Source organism: Sphingobacterium bambusae (assembly GCF_033955345.1).
Lineage (GTDB): Bacteria > Bacteroidota > Bacteroidia > Sphingobacteriales > Sphingobacteriaceae > Sphingobacterium > Sphingobacterium bambusae.
The window spans coordinates 5,018,531-5,039,402 of record NZ_CP138332.1 but is presented as its reverse complement, the minus strand read 5'-3'; the positions used below and the strand labels follow the sequence as shown (position 1 = coordinate 5,039,402).

Annotated in this window: 19 protein-coding genes; 13 read left to right on the top strand and 6 right to left on the bottom strand. The window is 44.7% G+C overall.

Annotated elements, in window-relative coordinates; all coding sequences use genetic code 11:
* The first annotated feature begins 203 nt into the window (after positions 1 to 203).
* The 3 genes from gyrA to SCB77_RS20875 are packed head-to-tail and all read left to right on the top strand — an operon-like array spanning position 204 to position 5,054.
* Entirely contained in the window at positions 204 to 2,774 is a 2,571-nt protein-coding gene (gene gyrA / locus SCB77_RS20885; RefSeq protein ID WP_320183940.1) for a DNA gyrase subunit A, read from the top strand.
* Positions 2,749 to 3,882: a tetratricopeptide repeat protein gene (locus SCB77_RS20880; RefSeq protein WP_320183939.1), complete on the top strand. Its 1,134-nt coding sequence runs from the start codon at positions 2,749 to 2,751 to the stop codon at positions 3,880 to 3,882. Before gyrA ends, SCB77_RS20880 begins: the two co-directional genes overlap by 26 nt.
* A 2-nt stretch (positions 3,883 to 3,884) precedes the next feature.
* Positions 3,885 to 5,054: a tetratricopeptide repeat protein gene (locus tag SCB77_RS20875; protein ID WP_320183938.1), complete on the top strand. Its 1,170-nt coding sequence runs from the start codon at positions 3,885 to 3,887 to the stop codon at positions 5,052 to 5,054.
* 67 nt (positions 5,055 to 5,121) lie between these two features.
* Here SCB77_RS20875 and SCB77_RS20870 read toward each other — a convergent pair whose 3' ends face one another.
* Positions 5,122 to 5,625, bottom strand: coding sequence for a lipocalin-like domain-containing protein (locus tag SCB77_RS20870; RefSeq protein WP_320183937.1), 504 nt, complete (start codon positions 5,623 to 5,625; stop codon positions 5,122 to 5,124).
* Positions 5,626 to 5,748: 123 nt separating this feature from the next.
* Here SCB77_RS20870 and SCB77_RS20865 point away from each other — a divergent pair, with 123 nt between their 5' ends.
* From SCB77_RS20865 to rplI, 5 genes are all read left to right on the top strand, one after another.
* Positions 5,749 to 6,627, top strand: a complete 879-nt coding sequence (locus tag SCB77_RS20865; RefSeq protein WP_320183936.1) for a cupin-like domain-containing protein — start codon at positions 5,749 to 5,751, stop codon at positions 6,625 to 6,627.
* A 1-nt stretch (position 6,628) separates the two neighbouring features.
* Positions 6,629 to 7,006 carry a YchJ family protein gene (locus SCB77_RS20860; protein ID WP_320183935.1) on the top strand — a complete coding sequence of 126 codons (378 nt, stop codon included), beginning with the start codon at positions 6,629 to 6,631 and terminating at the stop codon, positions 7,004 to 7,006.
* A gap of 96 nt (positions 7,007 to 7,102) precedes the next feature.
* Complete coding sequence (gene rpsF, locus SCB77_RS20855; protein ID WP_320183934.1) at positions 7,103 to 7,471, top strand: 30S ribosomal protein S6; 369 nt, start codon at positions 7,103 to 7,105, stop codon at positions 7,469 to 7,471.
* Complete coding sequence (gene rpsR, locus SCB77_RS20850) at positions 7,471 to 7,734, top strand: 30S ribosomal protein S18 (RefSeq protein ID WP_037502742.1); 264 nt, start codon at positions 7,471 to 7,473, stop codon at positions 7,732 to 7,734. The genes rpsF and rpsR overlap by 1 nt, the downstream gene beginning before the upstream one ends.
* Positions 7,735 to 7,746: 12 nt before the next feature.
* Complete coding sequence (gene rplI / locus SCB77_RS20845) at positions 7,747 to 8,190, top strand: 50S ribosomal protein L9 (RefSeq protein WP_320183933.1); 444 nt, start codon at positions 7,747 to 7,749, stop codon at positions 8,188 to 8,190.
* Between the two features lie 740 nt (positions 8,191 to 8,930).
* Here the strand turns inward: rplI and SCB77_RS20840 are convergent.
* Positions 8,931 to 9,233: a hypothetical protein gene (locus SCB77_RS20840; RefSeq protein ID WP_320183932.1), complete on the bottom strand. Its 303-nt coding sequence runs from the start codon at positions 9,231 to 9,233 to the stop codon at positions 8,931 to 8,933.
* Between the two features lie 481 nt (positions 9,234 to 9,714).
* Here SCB77_RS20840 and SCB77_RS20835 point away from each other — a divergent pair, with 481 nt between their 5' ends.
* Positions 9,715 to 10,374 (top strand): hypothetical protein, encoded by a 660-nt coding sequence (locus SCB77_RS20835; protein ID WP_320183931.1) that lies wholly within the window; start codon positions 9,715 to 9,717, stop codon positions 10,372 to 10,374.
* Between the two features lie 82 nt (positions 10,375 to 10,456).
* On the opposite strand, the gene SCB77_RS20830 is transcribed toward SCB77_RS20835, so the two are convergent.
* Positions 10,457 to 13,681: a TonB-dependent receptor gene (locus SCB77_RS20830; RefSeq protein ID WP_320183930.1), complete on the bottom strand. Its 3,225-nt coding sequence runs from the start codon at positions 13,679 to 13,681 to the stop codon at positions 10,457 to 10,459.
* 517 nt (positions 13,682 to 14,198) lie between these two features.
* On the opposite strand from SCB77_RS20830, the gene SCB77_RS20825 reads away from it, so the two are divergent.
* Positions 14,199 to 14,840: an MgtC/SapB family protein gene (locus SCB77_RS20825; RefSeq protein ID WP_320183929.1), complete on the top strand. Its 642-nt coding sequence runs from the start codon at positions 14,199 to 14,201 to the stop codon at positions 14,838 to 14,840.
* A gap of 562 nt (positions 14,841 to 15,402) precedes the next feature.
* Here the strand turns inward: SCB77_RS20825 and SCB77_RS20820 are convergent.
* The 3 genes from SCB77_RS20820 to SCB77_RS20810 form a co-directional block, all read right to left on the bottom strand.
* Positions 15,403 to 15,660: a hypothetical protein gene (locus SCB77_RS20820; RefSeq protein ID WP_320183928.1), complete on the bottom strand. Its 258-nt coding sequence runs from the start codon at positions 15,658 to 15,660 to the stop codon at positions 15,403 to 15,405.
* A 95-nt stretch (positions 15,661 to 15,755) separates the two neighbouring features.
* Positions 15,756 to 18,134, bottom strand: a complete 2,379-nt coding sequence (locus SCB77_RS20815) for an endonuclease MutS2 (protein WP_320183927.1) — start codon at positions 18,132 to 18,134, stop codon at positions 15,756 to 15,758.
* Between the two features lie 8 nt (positions 18,135 to 18,142).
* The gene (locus SCB77_RS20810) at positions 18,143 to 18,832 is read right to left on the bottom strand and encodes a DUF4296 domain-containing protein (RefSeq protein ID WP_320183926.1); all 690 of its coding nucleotides are present in this window, start codon (positions 18,830 to 18,832) and stop codon (positions 18,143 to 18,145) included.
* Between the two features lie 78 nt (positions 18,833 to 18,910).
* On the opposite strand from SCB77_RS20810, the gene SCB77_RS20805 reads away from it, so the two are divergent.
* From SCB77_RS20805 to SCB77_RS20795, 3 genes are read left to right on the top strand one after another with little or no spacing between them, the layout of a single operon-like run.
* Entirely contained in the window at positions 18,911 to 19,612 is a 702-nt protein-coding gene (locus SCB77_RS20805; RefSeq protein WP_320183925.1) for a YggS family pyridoxal phosphate-dependent enzyme, read from the top strand.
* The gene (locus tag SCB77_RS20800) at positions 19,599 to 20,051 is read left to right on the top strand and encodes a GNAT family N-acetyltransferase (protein ID WP_320183924.1); all 453 of its coding nucleotides are present in this window, start codon (positions 19,599 to 19,601) and stop codon (positions 20,049 to 20,051) included. Before SCB77_RS20805 ends, SCB77_RS20800 begins: the two co-directional genes overlap by 14 nt.
* Positions 20,018 to 20,866 (top strand): DUF3298 and DUF4163 domain-containing protein, encoded by an 849-nt coding sequence (locus SCB77_RS20795; RefSeq protein WP_320183923.1) that lies wholly within the window; start codon positions 20,018 to 20,020, stop codon positions 20,864 to 20,866. Before SCB77_RS20800 ends, SCB77_RS20795 begins: the two co-directional genes overlap by 34 nt.
* Positions 20,867 to 20,872 lie beyond the last annotated feature (6 nt).

Genomic DNA, 20,872 nt, shown 5'->3' with positions numbered 1-20,872 from the left:
CTAAGCACCTTTGTTTTTCGCGGAAAGGTATCTACCGCGAATTTCAGCAACTGGCTCACTATATGCTATTCACAGGTTTGCAGGCGCTATAGATCAACTTTTTCGGCGCAGTGCATACACCTATCAATTAAAAAAATTCGTAACTTCGCATGCGATGTGTGCAAATTTCTTAACACATCAAGTTTTATCGAAACCACATAAATATGGCTGAAGAAACAGAAAACGAAAACAATTTAGTCCCTGCAAACGACAGGATCATTCCTATTAACATCGAGGATCAAATGAAATCTGCCTACATAGATTATTCTATGTCAGTCATTGTTTCCCGTGCCCTACCCGATGCTAGAGACGGTATGAAACCTGTACACAGACGTGTACTTTATGGCATGTTGGACTTGGGCGTAACGAGTGGAAAACCTTACAAGAAATCTGCCCGTATTGTTGGAGACGTTTTAGGTAAGTATCACCCGCATGGTGATTCGTCGGTGTACGATGCGATGGTACGTTTGGCACAAGAGTGGAGCATGCGCTATCCGTTGGTGGATGGACAAGGAAACTACGGATCGGTAGATGGTGACCCTCCAGCGGCCATGCGTTATACCGAGGCTAGGTTGAAAAAGATAGCCGAGGAAATCCTTTCCGATATTAATAAAGATACGGTGGACTTCCAACTCAATTTCGATGATTCCCTGCAGGAGCCGACGGTCTTGCCGACACGTATCCCCAATTTATTGGTCAACGGAGCATCCGGTATTGCAGTAGGTATGGCCACCAATATGGCGCCACACAACCTTTCGGAGGTAATCGACGGTACGGTAGCCTACATTGATAACCGCGATATAGAGGTTTCCGAATTGATGCAGCACATCAAAGGCCCCGACTTCCCAACGGGCGGTATTATTTACGGCTATAACGGCGTGAAGGATGCCTGCGAAACGGGTCGCGGACGCGTGGTGATGCGCGGTAGAGCGGAAATCGAAACCTTGAAGAATGGACGCGAGTGTATCATTGTGACGGAGATCCCCTACCAGGTCAATAAAGCCAATATGATCGAGCGTACGGCCGAGCTGGTGAACGAGAAAAAAATCGAAGGTATAGCTACTATACGTGACGAATCCGATCGTGACGGTTTCCGTATTGTTTACGAAATAAAAAGAGAGGCCAATGCCAATGTGGTATTAAACAACCTCTACAAATATACAGCGCTACAAACTTCATTTTCAGTAAACAACATCGCCTTGGTAAAAGGACGTCCGATGCTGCTGAACCTGAAAGACATGATCCACGAATTTGTGGAGCACCGCCATGAAGTGGTTATCCGCCGTACGAAATTCGAACTGGCAGAAGCTGAAAAAAGAGCACATATCTTAGAAGGATACTTGATCGCATTGGATCATTTGGATGAAGTCATCAAATTGATTCGTGCATCAGATACGCCGGAAGACGCGCGCTTGGGCTTGATGGAGCAGTTTGGACTAACCGATGTACAAGCACGTGCCATCTTGGATATGACGCTGAGACGGTTGACCGGACTAGAACGCGACAAGATCAAAGAAGAATATGCGGAGTTGATGAAAACGATCGACTACTTGAAAGAAGTATTGGCTGATGAGGGTCTGCGCATGAAGATCATTAAAGATGAACTTGCCGAGATCAAAGAGAAATATGGTGATGAGCGCCGTTCGCAGATTGTGCATTCGGCAGAAGATATGCGTATGGAAGATTTCATCGACGATGAAGAGATCGTAATCACCATTTCGCACAACTCCTACGTGAAGCGCACGCCGCTTACGGAATACCGTAGGCAAGGACGCGGCGGCAAGGGGGCTATCGGCTCTACTACCCGCGACGAGGACTTTACCGAGCATATCATCACGGCCTCTGCGCACAACTATCTCCTACTCTTTACGGATAAGGGTCGTTGCTTCTGGCTTCGTGCATTCGAAATACCGGAAGGTAGCCGCACATCGCGCGGACGTGCCCTACAGAACATTATCAATGTGCCGAAGGAAGAGAAGATCAAGGCTTTCATCAAGATCATCAACCTGAAGGATCAGGACTACTTGGAGAACAACTTTATCATCATGTGTACCAAAAAAGGTACAATCAAGAAAACATCGCTGGAGGCCTACTCGCGTCCACGTGCTAACGGTATCAACGCCATCAATATCAACGAGGGTGATGAGCTGCTAGAAGCATGTCTAACGACAGGTAACAGCGAGGTGGTGATGGCCTTACGTTCGGGAAGAGCGATCCGATTCAATGAATCGACGGTTCGCCCAATGGGAAGAACGGCTACCGGTGTGCGTGGTATTAGCCTAGCCAGCGAAAGCGATGAAGTAGTTGGCATGATTGCTGTAGATAGTACGGATACCACGGTATTGGTGGTTTCCGAGAAAGGATACGGCAAGCGCACCGACATCGAAGACTACCGCGTAACAAACCGGGGTGGTAAAGGTGTCAAAACCATCAACGTGACCGATAAAACGGGCGAGTTGGTGGCGATCAAAGGGGTGACCGATGCCGACGATCTCATGATGATCAACAAGTCGGGAATCGTGATACGGATTGGTGTAGATACGCTTCGCGTGATGGGACGCGCCACACAGGGTGTGCGCCTAATTACGCTGAAGGAAACGGACGCCATCGCTTCGATCACCAAAGTAGCCCGCGAGGAAGACGAGGAAATCGAAGGAATCGAAGGATCGGATGCCGATACAGATAACGAAGAATCAAATGGATCGACAGATGCAAATGACAATAACGAGCAATAAACGAGCTTCTAGCTGGCGCGCCCTCGCTTCGGGGGTGTTGCTTTGTATTTCGGTAAACGCCGTTGCCCAATCCAACTATAAGGAGAGTAGCAACAGCTTTGCCTTTTTCACGCAAACCGGAGATTTGAAAAATTTGGAAAGCGCGAAGAAATTTATCGATGCGGCCTACCTCACACGCCGGGACTCGACGAGCGTCCGCGTAAATGTGTTGCGCGCGATGATCTATAGCTCTATGGCCTATGCGGATTCCTCGCGGACCATCAAAAACCCGAAGGATCCTATCGACATCACCTACGACGCCTTGGCGAAGTTAAAGCCACGTGACTTGCAGAACTATGCATCGGAAGCGAAATATGTAAAGCAGAACTTAGCGGCCGCGCATATTTTCCAAGCCAACAAAGCTTTGGGCAAGCAAGATTATACAGCGGCCTACAACAGCTACATGCGCGTTAAGCAGTTGAACATTGCAAACTATGATGTGACTTACAACTTGGCGTTATTGGCTGTGCAAAACAAGCAGTATGAAGCTGCTGTAGGTTATTATGATCAGATTTTGAAAACGGGTGATCCTAGTGCCGAGCGTTACCTCGAGCTGGTGAATATCTACAAAGCACTAGGCAACAAGCAGGCGGTGTTGAATACCTTGCAAACGGCACGCACCAAGTTTCCAGAAAATAAGGCGGTATTGATGAACCTTATTCAAGAGTTCGCGCAGAACACGGAATATAAGGCCATCGTGCCGATCATCGATGAAGCTATTCGTTATGAGCCTCAGAACATTGAGCTCAACTACCTAGCGGGATACTCCAACGAAACGGTGGGCAACCTTGATGTAGCAAAAAAGTACTACCAACAGGTGTTGCAGCTCAACGAAAACAATTACGAGTCCAATTTGGCGCTAGGTTTGATCTATTTGAATGACTTCCTACAGAACGAAGATAATGGCGAAGCGCAGTACAATGCACAAAATTTATTGCTGAAGGCAAACGAAATTCGTCCATATGACGTTAATGCTTTAAAGTCACTATCATTGTACTATGAGAAGTCTGGCGATCTAGCACAATTGGATCGTGTAAAATTATTATTGAATCAACTATCAAATAATTAGGTATGAATGTAAAAAAAGCAATAGTATTTTCTTTATTGGTAGCCGCGGGCACCACTACTTTTGCACAATCAGGTAATTTAAGAAAAGCAAAAGCTGCTTTGCAGAAATTTGAAGAGCTGAAAGCAGCAGGTTCGGCAGAATTGGGTAAAAGCAACCTTGACGCTGCAAAAGAAGCGATCGACTTAGCTGTTGCGCACGAAAAAACCAAAGAAGATCCAGATACGTGGACGGTATATGCCTTGGTAAATGCTAACTTAGCGGCCACAGCCAACACGGCAGAAGCTGCTACGGCTGCACAAGAAGGTATTGCCAAAGCAAAAGAGCTTGACAAAGAAGGCAAACACGCTGAAAACATCAAGGTTGCTGGACAGGTTCTTGGACAGTTCAACTTCAACCAAGGTGTAGCTGCATGGGAGAAACAAGATTTTAAAACTGCCTATGCTTCTTTCGATCAAGCGTTGACCTTCTTGCCTGGCGACACCACCTTGACTTACTACTCGGGTTTGGCGGCGATCCAAAACCAAGATTATCCAAATGCCATCGAGAAGTATAAATTGTTGATCCCAGCAAAGGAATTCTCCTCGCACAAAGCGGTAATGGTTGACCTTCCAAAGCTTTACTTATCGGCTAAAGATACAGCGAGCGCAATTGAATATGCAGCACAAGCAGCACAGGCCTACCCTAACGACAATGATGCAGCGGTACAAAACATCGAGCTGAACCTGATCGTGGGTAACGAGGCTAAAGTAGTGACTGATATCGAGAGCCAAATTGCGAAAGATAGCAACAACAAATCGTTGTACTACTATTTAGGTATAGCACAGTCGGCAGCAAATAACAACGATAAAGCTATTGAAGCCTACAAAAAAGCGGTTGCTATCGATCCAAACTACTCCGATGCGAACAGAAATGCGGCGGCAACGATCATCAATGGCGTGAGAGATCAACTGAATGCCTTGAACGATGACAAATCCTTATCTAATACGGATTATAACACCAAGGTGAATGCGTTGAAAGAGCAGATCAAAGAAGCCCTTCCTTATCTAGAGAAAGTGGTAGAATTGAATCCTTCCGATAGCGATGCACTTCGCAGCTTGAAAGGTTACTATGACTTCCAACAGGACGAGGCTAAATCGGCTGAGATCCAAGCAAAAATTGACGCGGCCAACTAATCGTTTGCCGTATATACATAAAAAAGGACGCCGATGGCGTCCTTTTTTATGCGTTGATCATTTCTTGTTAGGGCTGTAAGCTCAATTCTTTACGTATACGTTCTTCGAAAAACTCGTCGATAACCCGGTCTGTACGTTGCCAAGTCATATAGGAATTCACATGCAGCCCATTGGAGAGGATGGGCTCGGTGGACTTAAGGTAGAGGATATCGCCCTCAAAGTCGATCTTGCGGCGTTGCACCTTATTTTTCCAATTGGGAAAGAGCGAGCTCTTAATCATGTAGGTAACGATAGCGCTGCTGTTATCTACCTTAAATTTTCCGCTGAAAGCGATGTAGCCATGCAAGGAAGAAAGCATCTCTTCTTCGCTAGCTTGTAATTTATCATTGCTCTTGTAGGGTAAACGTTCTTCCCGGCTGATCTGCACCGACATAAATCCATCTGGCGAATACATCAGCAATCCGTATGGATTTTTGCCCATGGGAAACAGGGAATCATCACCTCCGATGGGAACCTCTATATAGGAGAGCAATTTCCAAGTTCCGACTAGTTCATTTTTGAGTGATGTCATAAATAGTGTTTTGTTTAGTTTATATGGATAACGTATTTTTTCTTCGCTTAGTTTTGTCAAAAAGCAGTATGATGTTATTCTGACAGAAATATTTTTGTTACATTTAACTACAAAATTCATATTATGCTTTTATCGGAAGTCGATACCGTAGAAAATATAAGTAAAGAGACGTTTTTAGCGCAATATTTCCGGCCCCAGCGACCGGTTTTGATCAAGGGACTGGCAAAGAGCTGGGAGGCCTACGACAAATGGAACTTGGATTACATCTTCGAACAGGCCGGTGAACAAGAAGTAGGTCTTTATGACAATAAGCCGGCCGACCCCAACAAAGCGACCGACGAGCCCGTCACCACGATGAAGATGCGCGACTACATCAAACTCATCAAGTCGCAACCATCCGATCTCCGTATATTTTTCTATATCATTACCGATAAGCTTCCGGAGCTACTCAAGAATTTCTCTTACCCCGACTTGGGCTTCAAGTACTTTAAACGCATCCCTACCCTGTTCTTCGGGGGCAGTGAGGCACGCGTACTGATGCATTACGATGTGGATCTAGGCGACCTCTTGCATTTTCAGTTTGAAGGCAAAAAACGCGTGCTCCTGTTCGCACCCAACCAAGCGCCTTACCTCTATAAGGTGCCCTTGTCTGTGCATACCGTGTACAATATCGATTACGAAAACCCCGATTACCAGCTGTTCCCTGCCCTAGCACATGCGCAAGGCTACGAAATCTTTATGGAGCATGGTGATGCGCTGTTTATGCCTAGCGGCTATTGGCACTTCAACCGTTACCTTGAAGCAGGCTTCTCGGTTACGCTACGCTCCTTTCCGGCATCGCCCCTGCGCCTGCTCAAGATGCTGCGCGAGGTGTTCGTAATCCGCTATACCGACAAGCTGATGCGCAAACTCTTTAAGGCCAAATGGGTGCGCTATAAGCAGGAGAAGGCTTTTCGCGAAAGCCAAGAAGCACTACAGCGTAAACAACAAAAAACAGCTTAACATGTCGCGCTGCAATTGTGGTTCGTCCCTTCCCTATGCCGATTGCTGTAGCAAGGTGCATAGCAACCTCGCCGCCGCTGAAACGGCCGAGCAGCTGATGCGTGCGCGCTATACGGCATTCACACTGCAGCTTATCGACTTTCTATACGACAGCTTTCACCCCAGCAGCCGTCGCTACCAAAGCAAGCAGGATATTCGGCAATGGGCGCAGGCCAACAAATGGATGCAGCTCGAGATTATCCAAGCCAGCACGCACAGCGTCGAATTTAAAGCACATTACCTTGATGCGCAGTTTCAAACAGCCGTACATCATGAAAAATCAAACTTCAAAAAAGTACAGGGATTGTGGTACTATGTCGATGGGCAGCTGTGTAGCTAATTTTTTCCAATCAACTTGCATAAATACAAATTAAATTTATACCTTTGCACTTCCGTAAGTGCGGAAAGTATTATTTAATTAACAAATCTATTAAAAATGCAACAGTACGAATCTGTCATCATTCTTACCCCGTTGCTTTCTGAGGAGGCTGCGAAAGAAACAATCGCAAAGTTCAAAGCTATCCTTACAGAGGGCGGAGCCGAAATTGTCGCTGAAGACAATTGGGGTTTGAAAAAATTAGCGTATCCAATCCAGAAAAAAACAACTGGATTTTATCACTTAACTGAATTCAAGGCTCCAGGTGAATTAATCAAAAAATTAGAGCTTGAATACAAACGTGACGAGCGTGTAATGCGTTTCTTAACTATTGCTCTTGACAAACATGCATTGGCATACAACGAGAAAAAACGTAGCGGTGCATTTAACAAAAAAACGGAAACTAAAACTGAGGAGGTAGCAAACTAATGGCAAACGAAAACATCCAATACGTAACTGCCCCTAAAGTAGAGGACAACCGTAAAAAATACTGTCGTTTTAAAAAGAACGGTATTAAATATATCGATTACAAAGACGCAAACTTCTTAATGAAATTTGTAAACGATCAAGGTAAAATCTTACCTCGCCGTCTTACAGGTACTTCATTGAAATTCCAACGCAAAGTAGCGCAAGCGGTTAAACGTGCGCGTATCGTTGGTCTATTGCCTTACGTAGCTGATTCATTAAAATAAGGAGGAGACGACATGGAAATCATTTTAAAACAAGATATTAAACACTTAGGCGAGAAAGACGACGTTGTAGTTGTAAAGCCTGGTTTCGGTCGTAACTACTTAATTCCTCAAGGATTTGCTACTTTAGCTACTCCTTCAGCGAAAAAAGTGTTGGCAGAAAACATCAAACAAGCGCAGTTCAAACAAGAGAAAATCAAAAAAGATGCAACAGCATTGGCAGAGAAATTAGAAAGCGTAAAACTTTCTATCGGTGCAAAAGCTGGTGAGTCTGGTAAGATCTTCGGTAAAGTGAACAGCATCCAATTGGCGGAAGCTTTGAAAGCACAAGGTTTTGACGTAGATCGTCGCCGTATTACTTTCGAAGAAGAGCCTAAACACTTAGGTGAATACGTAGCTAACTTAAACTTGCACAAAGAAGTGAAAGTTCAAGTTCCTTTCGAAGTTGTAGCTGAGTAATTTTCTCGCTTTACAATAACCGTATACTATAAAGGAGCCTCCAATGCGGAGGCTCCTTGTTTTTTGTATAGCAATATGGATCACACACACCCCTATTATATCCGATCAAAGATTAGGTCACGCTGCTGGCCTAAATGGCGAGCCAAAAGGGTTTCTTGACGAATCATCAGCGTTCTCGACGGACTATCAGTGGTTCGGATCATACCGTATTCTTGCCAGCCATAAGTAATCACTTGCCAGCCATAAGTAATCACTTGTCAGCCATAAGTAATCACTTGCCAGCCACAAGTAATCACTTGTCAGCCATAAGTAATCACTTGTCGGTCACAAGTAATCACTTGTCGGTCACAAGTAATCACTTGTCGGTCACAAGTAATCACTTGTCGGTCACAAGTAATCACTTGTCGGTCACAAGTAATCACTTGCCAGCCAAAAGTAATCACTTGCCAGCCATAAGTAATCACTTGTCGGTCAAAAGTAATCACTTGTCGGTCACAAGTAATCACTTGTCGGTCACAAGTAATCACTTGTCGGTCACAAGTAATCACTTGTCGGTCACAAGTAATCACTTGTCAGCCATAAGTAATCACTTGTCGGTCACAAGTAATCACTTGCCAGCCAAAAGTAATCACTTGTCGGTCACAAGTAATCACTTGTCGGTCACAAGTAATCACTTGTCGGTCACAAGTAATCACTTGTCGGTCACAAGTAATCACTTGCCAGCCATAAGTAATCACTTGTCAGCCATAAGTAATCACTTGTCGGTCATAAGTAATCACTTGTCGGTCACAAGTAATCACTTGTCGGTCACAAGTAATCACCTTGCCATCAATATTGAACATGGTCGGCAGCGCATCGGCTAGTATCAATAAAAGCTTGAGGAATGCTTGCGTCATGTCTTCATTGAGTTCCCCTGATCTGATGTATGCTTGGTTCATGTCTTCAGGCGTCAAAGGCGACGTGATGCTTGCTTGATCCTTATATTCACTCGACAAACTCAACCTGATGGATGTTTGGTCAATATATTCATATGAAAAAGTCAACTTGTTGGATGCTTAGCTGGCTTATTCAGGTGATGGTTTCAACGTGATGCTTGCTTGGTTACACTATTCACTTGACAAGGTCGACTTGATGCTTGTCTGGTTCATTTATTCCCATGATTGGTTCAACCTGATGGGTGCTTTGTTAACACATTCACATGACGACGTAAATCTGATGTCCGTCAAAACAAACTTGATGTATGCAGATGACATCCTTTTTGTAGTGATTTTGATCAAAAACGATCAATCTCGATCAAATCCGATCAATTCCGATCATTTTCAAGATAGGCACCTATGCCTACCGTTTAGTCAATTTATTGACTTGTATCTTACTCAAATGAAATTAGGGATGGATTTCTTTCTAATAAATATACAAATTGAGTAACGCTACTTTTGAAAGCATAAGAGAATATTAAATAATTATTAAGCTGTAGCATATCTAAAAGCAAAGCCGTATTAATAAATCTACGTATAATTAAACTTTATGAAATTAAAATCTATTTTATGCTGTATGCTGGTAATGGGATTAACAGCATGCGAGAAAACGTCGGAATGGGGCTTTCGAAATGGAGAAACTGTCAATCTGACTGTCGGACCACATCAAGGCTCAACTGACGATCGCTTGATCGTTACAAAAACAAAGGAGTCCACAGATATGAAACTTCATGACTTTCCGAGGATACCCGGTTACACTTACAACGTCCGTGCAAAATTCGTTATTCTAGATAATCCGCCGATGGATGGTAGTTGCTGTCACTTTAAATTTGTTAAGGTCTTAAAAAAAACAAAATATAACGGTAATGATGTTTTTAAAATACAACTAATAAGAAGCACATTACCTGACGGAGATGCAATCCTTATAAACAAAACAGAAGATGGAGTATTCCAGTTCTCCTATCCGTCGATAACATTAATTCCTACCGACGATATAATTAAAGGGAAGTTAGAAGAAATGAATGTAGAAGCTGCGAGAGTCGCCGCTGCATTTAAGCAAGTACTCCAATCTATCGATCCAATTGACGTAAGCGATCCTAAGTTCAATACAATACTTAAATGGAAACATATAATCGCGACCGTGAGACATGATCCGAACAACTTTGGAAGTGCATATATTGTAGAAGATATTAGCTTTACAAATCGCTGATATCAAAAACAATACATCCGCATATCCACAAAAAAAGTCGTCTCCGAAGAGACGACTTTTCTTATCTTAAATCAATTTGATCTTAGTTAAAGATGTAACGAACACCAACTTGAGCAGACCATCTCGATGGTAAGTCTGACACAAAATAAGGCACATTATCATTTAAATCACCTAATCTGTACTGAGGTGTTGTTGTACCAGCAACATAACTATCAAAAGTAACAGGACGGAAAGAATTATCCCAAAAACTTCCACCACCGCTATATTGCTTACCCCAATCTTTATTCAACAGCGCACCAACATTCATGATATCCAAAGATAACTGAATTGTGTTCTTTTTACCACCAACATTCGTGAAGATGTCCTGTAAGATTCTAAAGTCAAATTTGTGAGAGAAAGGAGCGCGATCACCATTTCTTTCCGCATATTTACCTCTTCTATCTCTCAAATAAGGATTTGCTTCAATAAATTCGTTAAAAGCTTGCCACTGTTGTGCCTCCGTCATGTTATTTTGTGCTACAAAACGCATTTCGCTTGCATCTCTAGGGATGTACATCAAAGCATATTGGTCACTAGCACTACCTGACGAGCTTCTTCCTGGATCACCATTGATAAGGTATGAGAATCTAGCACCAGACTGTCCATTGTACACCAACGAGATGGTTGTACCCAAGTGATTAATATACTGCTTTGTATATGATGCAACTCCAATAACTCGGCTACCTGTACTAAATGGATTATGTCCTAATGTAATATTATTTGGACCATTCACTGTAGCTGTTCTAAAGAAGTTAGATTGGTTCTGCGAAGAAGATCCAGAGAATAAATCTTTCGCCTCTGTATACGTGTAAGCGATAGATCCAAAGAATCCTTGAGCAAAGCTTTTCGACAATTGTGCCGTTGCAGACCAAGAATAACCTTGATTCTCGTTGTTGATATAGATCACCTGCGTGTAATTATCTAACACACGTTTATCATTATTGTTAGCAGCATAAATAACGCGATTGTCCGCACCTTCCAATTGACCGATAGGATCGGTTAAGTTTAAATCTGTAAAGCGGAAAGAACTAAGGTTCTTTGAATACATAAATTCCGCAGTACCTTGGATACCCCATGGCAATTTCTGATCGACAGCAATCGAACTTCTAGCAATTTGCGGTAATCTTAAGTTCTCAGCTAATACGGAGATATTACCAGAAGGTGTTACAGTGCCATCACGCTTTGGCTGATTATTAACATCCGGTATAAATGTGATATTAGGAGCGTTACCAGATCCAGCATTAAGCTGATTTCCTCCTAGTAAAGCGCCACTTTGTGTATATGCTCCAGATGCCCATACGAATGGAAATCTAGATGTAAACACACCAACACCTCCACGAATCACTGTAGATCTATCTTCATTTACATCCCAGTTGAAACCTACACGAGGGGACCACATAAATGCTGGTTTCGGCATTCTGTTAGTTTGGACGTCATAACGCATTGCCAAGATAGAGCTATTAAAGTCGGTATTCTCCATGGGATCTGTCAAATACATCGGAATATCCAATCGGATACCACCAGTTAACTTCAGATTACTAGCAACCTGAAACTCGTCCTGAATATAAAAGCCTAACTGTAAAGCACTAAAATCAGCACCCTGTCTAGGGTCATCCGTGTTACTGTAGTTATATTGAAAAGCACTTGCTAAACCTCTTTCAAAGTTATCGATTGCCGTGTAAGATTGTCCAGTTGCGGGATTGATATCGCTAGCAGGTGAATTACTGAAGGTGTAATTACCGAACGCACTACCAATAAAACCATTGTACATCTTGTAGAACTCATTATGTGTACCAAACGTCAAGGTATGATTACCTTTATACCACGTCAAGTTGTTCGTTAACGTAAACACATTTTGGTCTAACTGGTTTACCGTAGAGAAAGGCTCCGTTCCCAAATTAATAAACTGTCCGCCCCCCAATTGAATGGCAACCCTTGGGAAAGGAGATCCTGGTGCTGAACGAGGTTCTCTTACCGCTGTGTATCCGACAACTAGATTATTAGACCACTCATTTGAAAAGCGGCTATTCAACTCAATAACTGCGGAATTCGTTTTACTTTCTCTTAATATAGCACCATTAGAGAACGTTAAAGCATTAATCGATCTACTTAAATCAGTAGCTGAACCACTAACGTAACTATAGCGAGCTGTTAATTTATGAATATCATTGATGTTGTAATCAAATCTAGCGAAGATTTTGTCTGATTCATTTCTAGTTTCTTGATCTAAGAAACTTCCTGGGTCGTAGCCTAACGCGCTTGCACGAGCTGCAACACGTTCAATATCGGCAACGCGCAATTGTGAACCATCAGCTCCACCAGGGATAAAACTTAATGGAGTAACGTTTTCTGTCTTTTCATAATTCAAAAAGAAAAACAACTTATCTTTTACTATCGGGCCTCCAACACGAACGCCGTACTGTCTCTCTGTGAAGTTTGCAAGTTTTAGACGTTCGCCATCATCTCCGATTAATGCTCCTGGTGTTCTTCCAGTAAGATTTTGATTTCTAGTGAAAAAATAAGCAGACCCTTGAACATCATTTGTACCTGAACGCGTAACAGCGGAGATACCACCGCCAGCAAATCCACCCGCACGAACATCAAACGGTGCCACTTGCACTGTCATTTCCTCAATCGCGTCCAATGATATAGGCGAAACACCTGTACTAGCGCCATTTGTTCCTCCTTCACTTAATCCAAACACGTCATTGCTAACCGCACCATCTATCGTTAGCTGGTTAAAACGGTTATTCATACCGCCGATAGATAATGAACTACCTTTAATATCTGCTTGAGGAGTCAATCTAGTAAAATCATTCAAGCTTCTAGAAACTGTCGGCAATGATTGGATTTGTCTGTTAGAAATGCTTGTAGAAGCTCCTGTTCTTAACGTTCTGCTACCTTCTGCAGTCACAACAACCTCATCAAGTGAAGTAGCATTCTCATTAAATATAACATTTAATGCAAATGGTTCTCCCAATTTTAAATAAATGTCATCATAAACTATAGGTGTTTGGCCGATATAAGTAACTTCGACGCGATAAGGGCCACCAACGCGCATACCAGCAAGACTAAAACGACCACTCTCATTTGTAGAGCTGCTGTATACAGTTCCGGAAGGTGTGTGCGTCGCTTTAATAGTAGCGCCAGCAGTAAGTTGTCCACTAGATTGCGTGACCTGTCCAGTCACACTACTTGTGGTTACCTGTGCTTGAATAGTCCCGTAGCTAGCGAGAACTAAAGCAAAGAAAAGTAGAGATTTTTTCATACTTAATTTTTGTTGTTCTAAAATTAGTACTGCAAAGTTAGAAATCACGGGTGATAATTCTGAAACTTAACATAAACTTAATACACAGAAGTACAAAGAATTAGCGGAGACTCCTCAAAATTCAAGCAGTAGATATTTATAAATTTATAACCCTTAAATAGTTGGCGCTATTTTGATTTTCATAATTTCAATGAAGTTGCCCGTTTGTTGTCATTTTAACAAATTTTAACATATCAAAAATGTGGAAAACTTCTTTGACACAAGTGGGAGCTTATGTTAACATTGGGATAGAATAACGCAGTCCATTTACTGAAAATCGACAAGAACTTATTGAGAAACGTCATTTTTAGATTTAATCTACATAATAATTACCTAGCGAGCCTATAAAACGTAGATATACCTATTGGCGCTACATGGGGCGGATGATGTGCAAGCATGATTGTCCCCTACTCGTGATGCTCATAAAACTCCTTTGAAAAACATGTATATTTACGGCATTACGTAAAATAATCGGGGTATGTTTGAATGGTTCGAAGATAGCAGGCTGCAAAGCATTATGATGTCTATCCTTTGTGGCGCTATTGTAGGTTTTGAGCGCGAGTATAAAAATAAGTCGGCAGGATTTCGCACCGTGATCCTCATCTGCTTTGGGTCTACGGTATTCACCCTGCTTTCGCGTATGGGTAATGTATCCGACGATCGTATTGCCGCCAATATTGTTACGGGTATAGGCTTCCTGGGAGCCGGCGTAATATACCAAGGCAAATTTTCCGTGCAGGGATTAACCACGGCAGCCGTTATTTGGTCGATGGCGGGAATTGGCATGATGGTAGGCTTTGAAGAATACCAACTAGGCTTTGTTCTTACCGCCTTGATGGTACTCGTGCTGTCGCTTTTCCAAAAGATGGAACATTTGCTATCCGATATCTATTTTATGCGCACCATCTATGTCACCTTTCAAGATATACAGGTATCCCACTTGGGCGAATTTGAGAGTTTTATGAAAGAACACAAGGTACGTATGCAGCGCAAAGGGCTCGAAAAAAAAGGACAGCACCTCACCGTTGTGTATGAAGTATCCGGAAACCGCAAGAACATTCGGCGCGCCAGCGAGGCCATTATATCGTTAGATTATGTGTATGCCTTTAATAATATGTAATGTCGAAATACGGACGATGCCTTAATTTATCATGTTCGAATGCCTAGTACCTAGACGCGGTACGCGGCAGAAAGGTTGCCTCATAAAACTATTGCCTCTGCCCTTTTTATTAACCGAAAATGTCGCCTCATTTTTGTTGCAACTGTAGTCATTTGCCTCTGCACTATCCCACAAGGATGCAACAAAAATCCAGCGACGATTTTTTGCTTCTTTTTTAGAAAAAAAGAAGGCCCTGTCCGGGCTGAGGACGGAAGGGATACGTGTTGGGATTTTTTTAATGGTGCGCCATGCCTAGACGCGGTATGCGGCAGAAAGGTTGCCTTATAATATTATTGCCTCTGCCCCTTATATTAACCGAAAATGTCGCCTCATTTTTGTTGCGACTGTAGTCATTTGCCTCTGCACTATCCCACAAGGATGCAACAAAAATCCAGCGACGATTTTTTGCTTCTTTTTTAGAAAAAAAGAAGGCCCCGTCCGAGCTGAAGACCGAAGGGATAAGGGTTAGGATTTTTTTGGAAAACCGTTTTAAAAAAACTCTTCCAAAAAACACCTTACGATACTAATGCACCTCCGTCTCCTTAATATCACAATTTTCCTTTAACCATTGCTCGTCAAACTCCGCAATTTCGCGACGCTCGCCTTTATAGATAAAATAGCTATTCGGTTTATCAGACTTGCCCTCTGTTTGCACCATAGGCATTTTGTTCACGATTTTCTCTTCGGGGCAGTCTTGGATCAACGACTTAGTCTGTTTGCTGGTTGAGCAGGCGCTTAACACACAAAGGGAGATACTGGAAAGGATAATTATATTACGCATATGTTTTAATGTTACACAGGTTGAAAACGTATTTATCCCTTATCCTCCTACAAAAAGCCTGCTAGAATTTGTGTTCCTAGCAGGCTTTTGAAATTTTAACTGATATAGGCGTAGGTAATGCCATCGCCACCGCGGTCGGCATGCTCATCTTCGAAATGCGACACATGGCTATATTTGCGCAGGTAGTCGCGCACAAATTTACGGAGGATGCCATCCCCTTTTCCGTGCAATATCTTTAAGGTAGGGTAACCGATCATGACGGCGCGATCCAATACCGTTTCCAGCTGCCGAAGAGCATCTTCGGTACGCATACCGCGCACGTCAACCTCGGGCTGAAAATCGGCCACCGAGTCGCTGGACATAGCCCGGTGTCGTTTAACGACCTTAGCCTTTTCCTTGCCCCGCAACTTGATTACCTTATTTTTCTTAACCACGGTGCGCAGGTCGCCCAAGGCCAAGATCAGATTGTTGCCTTTGGCCACTTCCATCACTTGAGCTTCCGTATCCGCATCGATTAGCTTCACCCAATCGCCGACCTCGATCAGCTCATCCGAAACATGGTTGGCACTTTCCACCGGCTTAGGGCTCGGCTTCTTCTGCGTATTCTTGTCCACCGCGGCATGCAGGTCACGTCGCAGTTCGCGGGTGCGCTCCTTATCCGCTTGGGCCGATTTAATTTCAGCGATGGTATGCTCGACAAGCTTATTGGCATCCTTCAAAATCTGCCGCGCTTCCTCTTTGGCATCACGAAGCAGCTGTCGTTTGTTCTCTTCCAGATGCCCTTGCAACGATTCATACTCCGCTTTGAGGGTTTCCAGTTCCTTCTCGCGCTTGCCGATGGCAATCTTGGTATCGTGCACCAGCTTTTTATCGCGCTCCAAATCCACCAATAAGGTATCGACCTTCTTTTGTTGGGTGCCAATCTTCTGCTTGGCCGCTTCCAAAATCTCTGGCCGAAGGCCGATCTTCTGTGCGATCTCAAAAGCATATGAACTGCCCGGCTTACCCACCTGCAGGATATATAGCGGGCGCATGGCCACATTATCGAAAAGCATGGATGCATTTTCCAAACCAGCCGTATTGGCCGCAAAAACCTTCAAGTTGGAGTAGTGCGTGGTCACCACGCCGCGAATATTCTTTTTGTTGAGCGCTTCGAGCACCGCCTCGGCCATAGGGCCACCAAAAAGCGGATCCGTCCCCGTACCAAACTCATCAATTAGCACCAAGGTGCGCGCATCCGCAAACTCAGTGAAGTGCTTCATCTTGGAGAGGTGCGCACTATAGGTACTGAGGTCGCTCTCGATGGATTGATCATCGCCGATATCGGCAAACACCTGCCGAAACACCCCTATCTTAGAGGTATCATCTGCCGGAATAAGCAAGCCCGCCTGCACCATCAACTGTAAGAGACCCACGGTTTTCATGCAAACCGACTTACCGCCGGCATTAGGGCCCGATACCAAAATCACGCGATCCTGCTGATCGATCTTGATATTAAGCGGCACAACCGTATGCTGTTCCTTTTTGGCGTTGATAAGCAACAAAGGGTGTCGCGCGTTGACCAGGTTCACCTCCGCCTCTTTAGACAGCTCGGGCATGTGTGCCTCGATATCGATGGCAAACAAAGCCTTGGCGCGCACAAAATCCAGTTTACTCAACAAGCCGTGATAGGCCAAGAGCAAAGGCACATGAGGGCGCAGCTCGGTTGTCAGCTCGGTTAAGATACGGATCACCTCGCGGCGGCGCTCAAACTCCAAATCGCGCACCTTATTATTAAGGTGAAACACCTCTTCCGGCTCAATATAAGCCGTTTGACCTGTTGCCGACTCGTCATGGATCAAGCCTTTGAGCTTACGTTTGTTCTCCGCTAGAATCGGGATACATAGCCTGCCATCGCGCACGGTCAGGTTGCCATCGGCAGTCCACCCGTTATTTTGCGCCTGCTTGAACACCTGATCGATGCGTTTGCGAGCTTCCTGCTCGCTTTTCAAGATCTGTTGGGTAATGTCCAGCAGCAAACGCGAGGCATTATCCTTCATCTTACCGCGGTCGTCGATTACCGTTTCAATCTGCCGTACAATTTTAGTTTCGATGGGCAGATGCTCGAAGAGCAAGGCCAGGTTGCTGTACTGCCCTTCGCGCTCATTGAAGTAGCGGATAACAGCATACACCGTCCGCAGGGACAGCAATATGCGGTAGAACTCCTCTTCGGCGAGAAAGGCGCCTTCCAGCTTGGCCTTTTCGGCCAAGGGCTTTATTGGGTAGAGATGATCCACCGGCAGCGGCGCATCATGCTGCAACAAATCTTTGAATTCTTGGGTTTGACGTAAAAAGCGATCGATTTGATCCAGTTTGGTCTGTGGCTGTATTTTTTCCACCATCTCCCGTCCCGGTTCACTCAAACACTTCTCTTTGATCAGGCTTTTAATTTCTATAAAGCCCAATTTATCTAGGGCATTTTTAGGGAAAATCATATATAATTTTAATTTACTTGGGGCACCACTTCACGCTGTAATACAGCGGGTGGGCGCTCGGCTGCTCCCGATGCGGGCACCGTGGGCAGTGTTTTAGGTGTGGCATCTGCACCGGACACGGGCGCAGGCTGCTGCAGGTTGCTGCTTGGTAAAGGCACCGGCCCTGTTACGGGCACCTGCTCATTTTGAAAAATATTTAAGGTCAATCCTGCTCGGCGCATAAAATCGTTTCTATAGGTGCGGTAGGTCAGCGGAATGCTATCCAGATACACCTGCTGAATAAGTTGGTAAGCCTCATCCCGCAAGCGTGTGTAATATTGCACATACCGTATGCTGTCGCTGACGCGCACATTCTCCAAGGAATCGCCTAGGCGATACTCGCGATCCAGCCCCGTCAACTTCTTATTGACCTCGACATAGATCTTTTTGGATAGCGTGGGGTCGCCAAGGTAGAAGCTTAGGTTTTGCGTAAATTTGGCCGAGTCGAGACCATACTTCTGAAACACTTGGCCATACAGTCCGTCGATAATCTTGCGCGAGCTATCCACCGGCAGCGTATTCAAATAGCCGTCCAGCAAATGCACCTCCGCCATCAGGTCGGCCATCTTCTTTTCCGATAAAATTCCTTCTGGCGCTGATTTTTTGCAAGAAATCAACAAAAAAAACGAAGACAATATAATAAGTAATAAGCGTTGCATTTCGTAAGTTTGTACAAATTTACGAAAAGGCATCTGAATAACCACTTTTAAGTTTTTGAACGTTGAAATTTGACGGAAATGAGCATTGCATTAAATATTGAAACCTTACAAAAAGAACTGAAAACGATGGACGTCACCTTGGTGGCTGTTTCCAAAACCAAACCGGTGAAGGATATCCTGGAAGCCTATGCCGCTGGGCAGCGCGTTTTCGGTGAGAATATGGTGCAGGAACTATTGGAAAAAGAGGAAGCGCTTCCGAAAGATATAGCATGGCACCTTATTGGCCACCTGCAAACGAATAAAGTAAAATATATAGCCCATTTTGTGGCCATGATCGAATCTGTGGATTCGCTTAAACTACTAAAAGAGATCGACAAACATGCGGCAAAGCACAATCGCGTGATCGACTGCCTGCTGCAAGTATACATTGCCGATGAGGACAGCAAATTTGGGCTGGATCATGCCGAGCTTATCGAGCTCTTGCGCGATGAGGAGTTTGCGGCGATGCAGCATGTACGTATCCGCGGATTGATGGGCATTGCCACCAACACGGAAAACGAAAAGGTAATCAAAGAAGAGTTTTACGAATTGAAAATGCTGTTCGACGGTATAAAAACTAGCTTCTACCGTGGCGTAGAATCGTTTGACACCCTTTCGATGGGCATGTCATCCGATTACAAACTGGCCGTGGAAAACGGCAGCAACATGGTGCGCTTGGGCAGCACCGTATTTGGCAAACGCGTAGTCAAACACTTCAAACTCAAAGATGACGACAATTAGAGCGGCGCAAGCAGCCGACTGTCCGGCGATGCTGGAGCTGATCCGCGAGTTGGCGATTTATGAACGGCAGCCAGATGCTGTGACGGTAAGTATGGAGGAGTTTGTGAACAGCGGCTTTGGCGAGCAGCCCGTATGGGGCGCTTTTGTGGCCGAGCGCGATGGCCGCATCATCGGCTTGGCGCTGTACTACATACGCTACTCCACTTGGAAAGGGCGCCGCCTGTACCTAGAAGACCTGATCGTGACCGAGGAAGCGCGCGGGATGGGCATCGGGAAGCTGCTACTGGATAGCACGGTAGCTTATGCAAAAGAAAAGGGTTATAGCGGCATGATGTGGCAAGTGTTGGATTGGAACGCGCCGGCCATCGAGTTTTATAAAAAGTACAATGCAGATTTTGATAGCGAATGGGTAAATGTGTCTTTAAATTTTCAAAATTAAGCAATAGCAGTCTTTTTGCGGGTCTGCTTGCCGCATTGTTGGCGAGCGCTTGCTTTGCTGACCGCAGGTCGGAATCGTCGACGCAGGCCACGAATGGATCGGCCGCGGGAGACACCCTGCACTACGAGCTGAAGCAGTTTAAAGCATTCAGCCCCTACCTCACGGGCACCGAAAGCAGCATAGATTCTACGCTGTTCACCGCGCAATATCCGGTGTTTAACCCAGAAATCGACAGCATGGTGCTGGAGGCGATCTTCATTGATGGCGAGCAAACCGTGGAGCAGGTTTCCGAAAGTTTTCTTGGCGGATTTAACGAGTATGCCGAAGAGCAGATCGACGCCGGCAACGAGGCCTTCCATGCTTGGTTCAAGCACCAAGATTCCAAAGTGGTGCTGAATGAACCGGGGGTATTGACGCTGCGTACGGCGATAAACGACTACACGGGTGGTGCGCATGGCATGGAGATCGAGCTGTGGTTTACCTTCGATGTGGCACAAAAAAAACGCCTTGCGCTGACCGACTTCGTTAGCGATACCACGCAGCTATTGACGGTTGCCGAAAGGCACTTTAAAAAGCTGGAAAACCTAGCCGACACGGCCGCCTATGGCAGCTCCTACTTCTTTGCCAACGACAGCTTTGTGCTTCCGGCAAATTTTGGGTTAACGAGAGAGGGCTTGTTGTTTCACTACAACCCCTACGAGATAAAATCTTATGCAGAGGGTTCCACCACCTTGGTTATCCCCTATTCGGATATTGAGGAACTCCTGACAGAGGAAGGACGCAGGCTATATAAAGAGCTATCAACCAAAATCTAACTTTTA

Coding starts and splice junctions, on each gene's coding strand:
- SCB77_RS20870 (WP_320183937.1), bottom strand. CDS start 5,625: ATGACATCACTCAAAAATGAACTAGTCGGAACTTGGAAATTGCTCTCC.
- rpsR (WP_037502742.1), top strand. CDS start 7,471: ATGGCAAACGAAAACATCCAATACGTAACTGCCCCTAAAGTAGAGGAC.
- gyrA (WP_320183940.1), top strand. CDS start 204: ATGGCTGAAGAAACAGAAAACGAAAACAATTTAGTCCCTGCAAACGAC.
- rpsF (WP_320183934.1), top strand. CDS start 7,103: ATGCAACAGTACGAATCTGTCATCATTCTTACCCCGTTGCTTTCTGAG.
- SCB77_RS20820 (WP_320183928.1), bottom strand. CDS start 15,660: ATGCGTAATATAATTATCCTTTCCAGTATCTCCCTTTGTGTGTTAAGC.
- SCB77_RS20865 (WP_320183936.1), top strand. CDS start 5,749: ATGCTTTTATCGGAAGTCGATACCGTAGAAAATATAAGTAAAGAGACG.
- SCB77_RS20830 (WP_320183930.1), bottom strand. CDS start 13,681: ATGAAAAAATCTCTACTTTTCTTTGCTTTAGTTCTCGCTAGCTACGGG.
- SCB77_RS20795 (WP_320183923.1), top strand. CDS start 20,018: ATGGGTAAATGTGTCTTTAAATTTTCAAAATTAAGCAATAGCAGTCTT.
- SCB77_RS20825 (WP_320183929.1), top strand. CDS start 14,199: ATGTTTGAATGGTTCGAAGATAGCAGGCTGCAAAGCATTATGATGTCT.
- SCB77_RS20860 (WP_320183935.1), top strand. CDS start 6,629: ATGTCGCGCTGCAATTGTGGTTCGTCCCTTCCCTATGCCGATTGCTGT.
- SCB77_RS20800 (WP_320183924.1), top strand. CDS start 19,599: ATGACGACAATTAGAGCGGCGCAAGCAGCCGACTGTCCGGCGATGCTG.
- SCB77_RS20835 (WP_320183931.1), top strand. CDS start 9,715: ATGAAATTAAAATCTATTTTATGCTGTATGCTGGTAATGGGATTAACA.
- rplI (WP_320183933.1), top strand. CDS start 7,747: ATGGAAATCATTTTAAAACAAGATATTAAACACTTAGGCGAGAAAGAC.
- SCB77_RS20875 (WP_320183938.1), top strand. CDS start 3,885: ATGAATGTAAAAAAAGCAATAGTATTTTCTTTATTGGTAGCCGCGGGC.
- SCB77_RS20815 (WP_320183927.1), bottom strand. CDS start 18,134: ATGATTTTCCCTAAAAATGCCCTAGATAAATTGGGCTTTATAGAAATT.
- SCB77_RS20805 (WP_320183925.1), top strand. CDS start 18,911: ATGAGCATTGCATTAAATATTGAAACCTTACAAAAAGAACTGAAAACG.
- SCB77_RS20810 (WP_320183926.1), bottom strand. CDS start 18,832: ATGCAACGCTTATTACTTATTATATTGTCTTCGTTTTTTTTGTTGATT.
- SCB77_RS20880 (WP_320183939.1), top strand. CDS start 2,749: ATGCAAATGACAATAACGAGCAATAAACGAGCTTCTAGCTGGCGCGCC.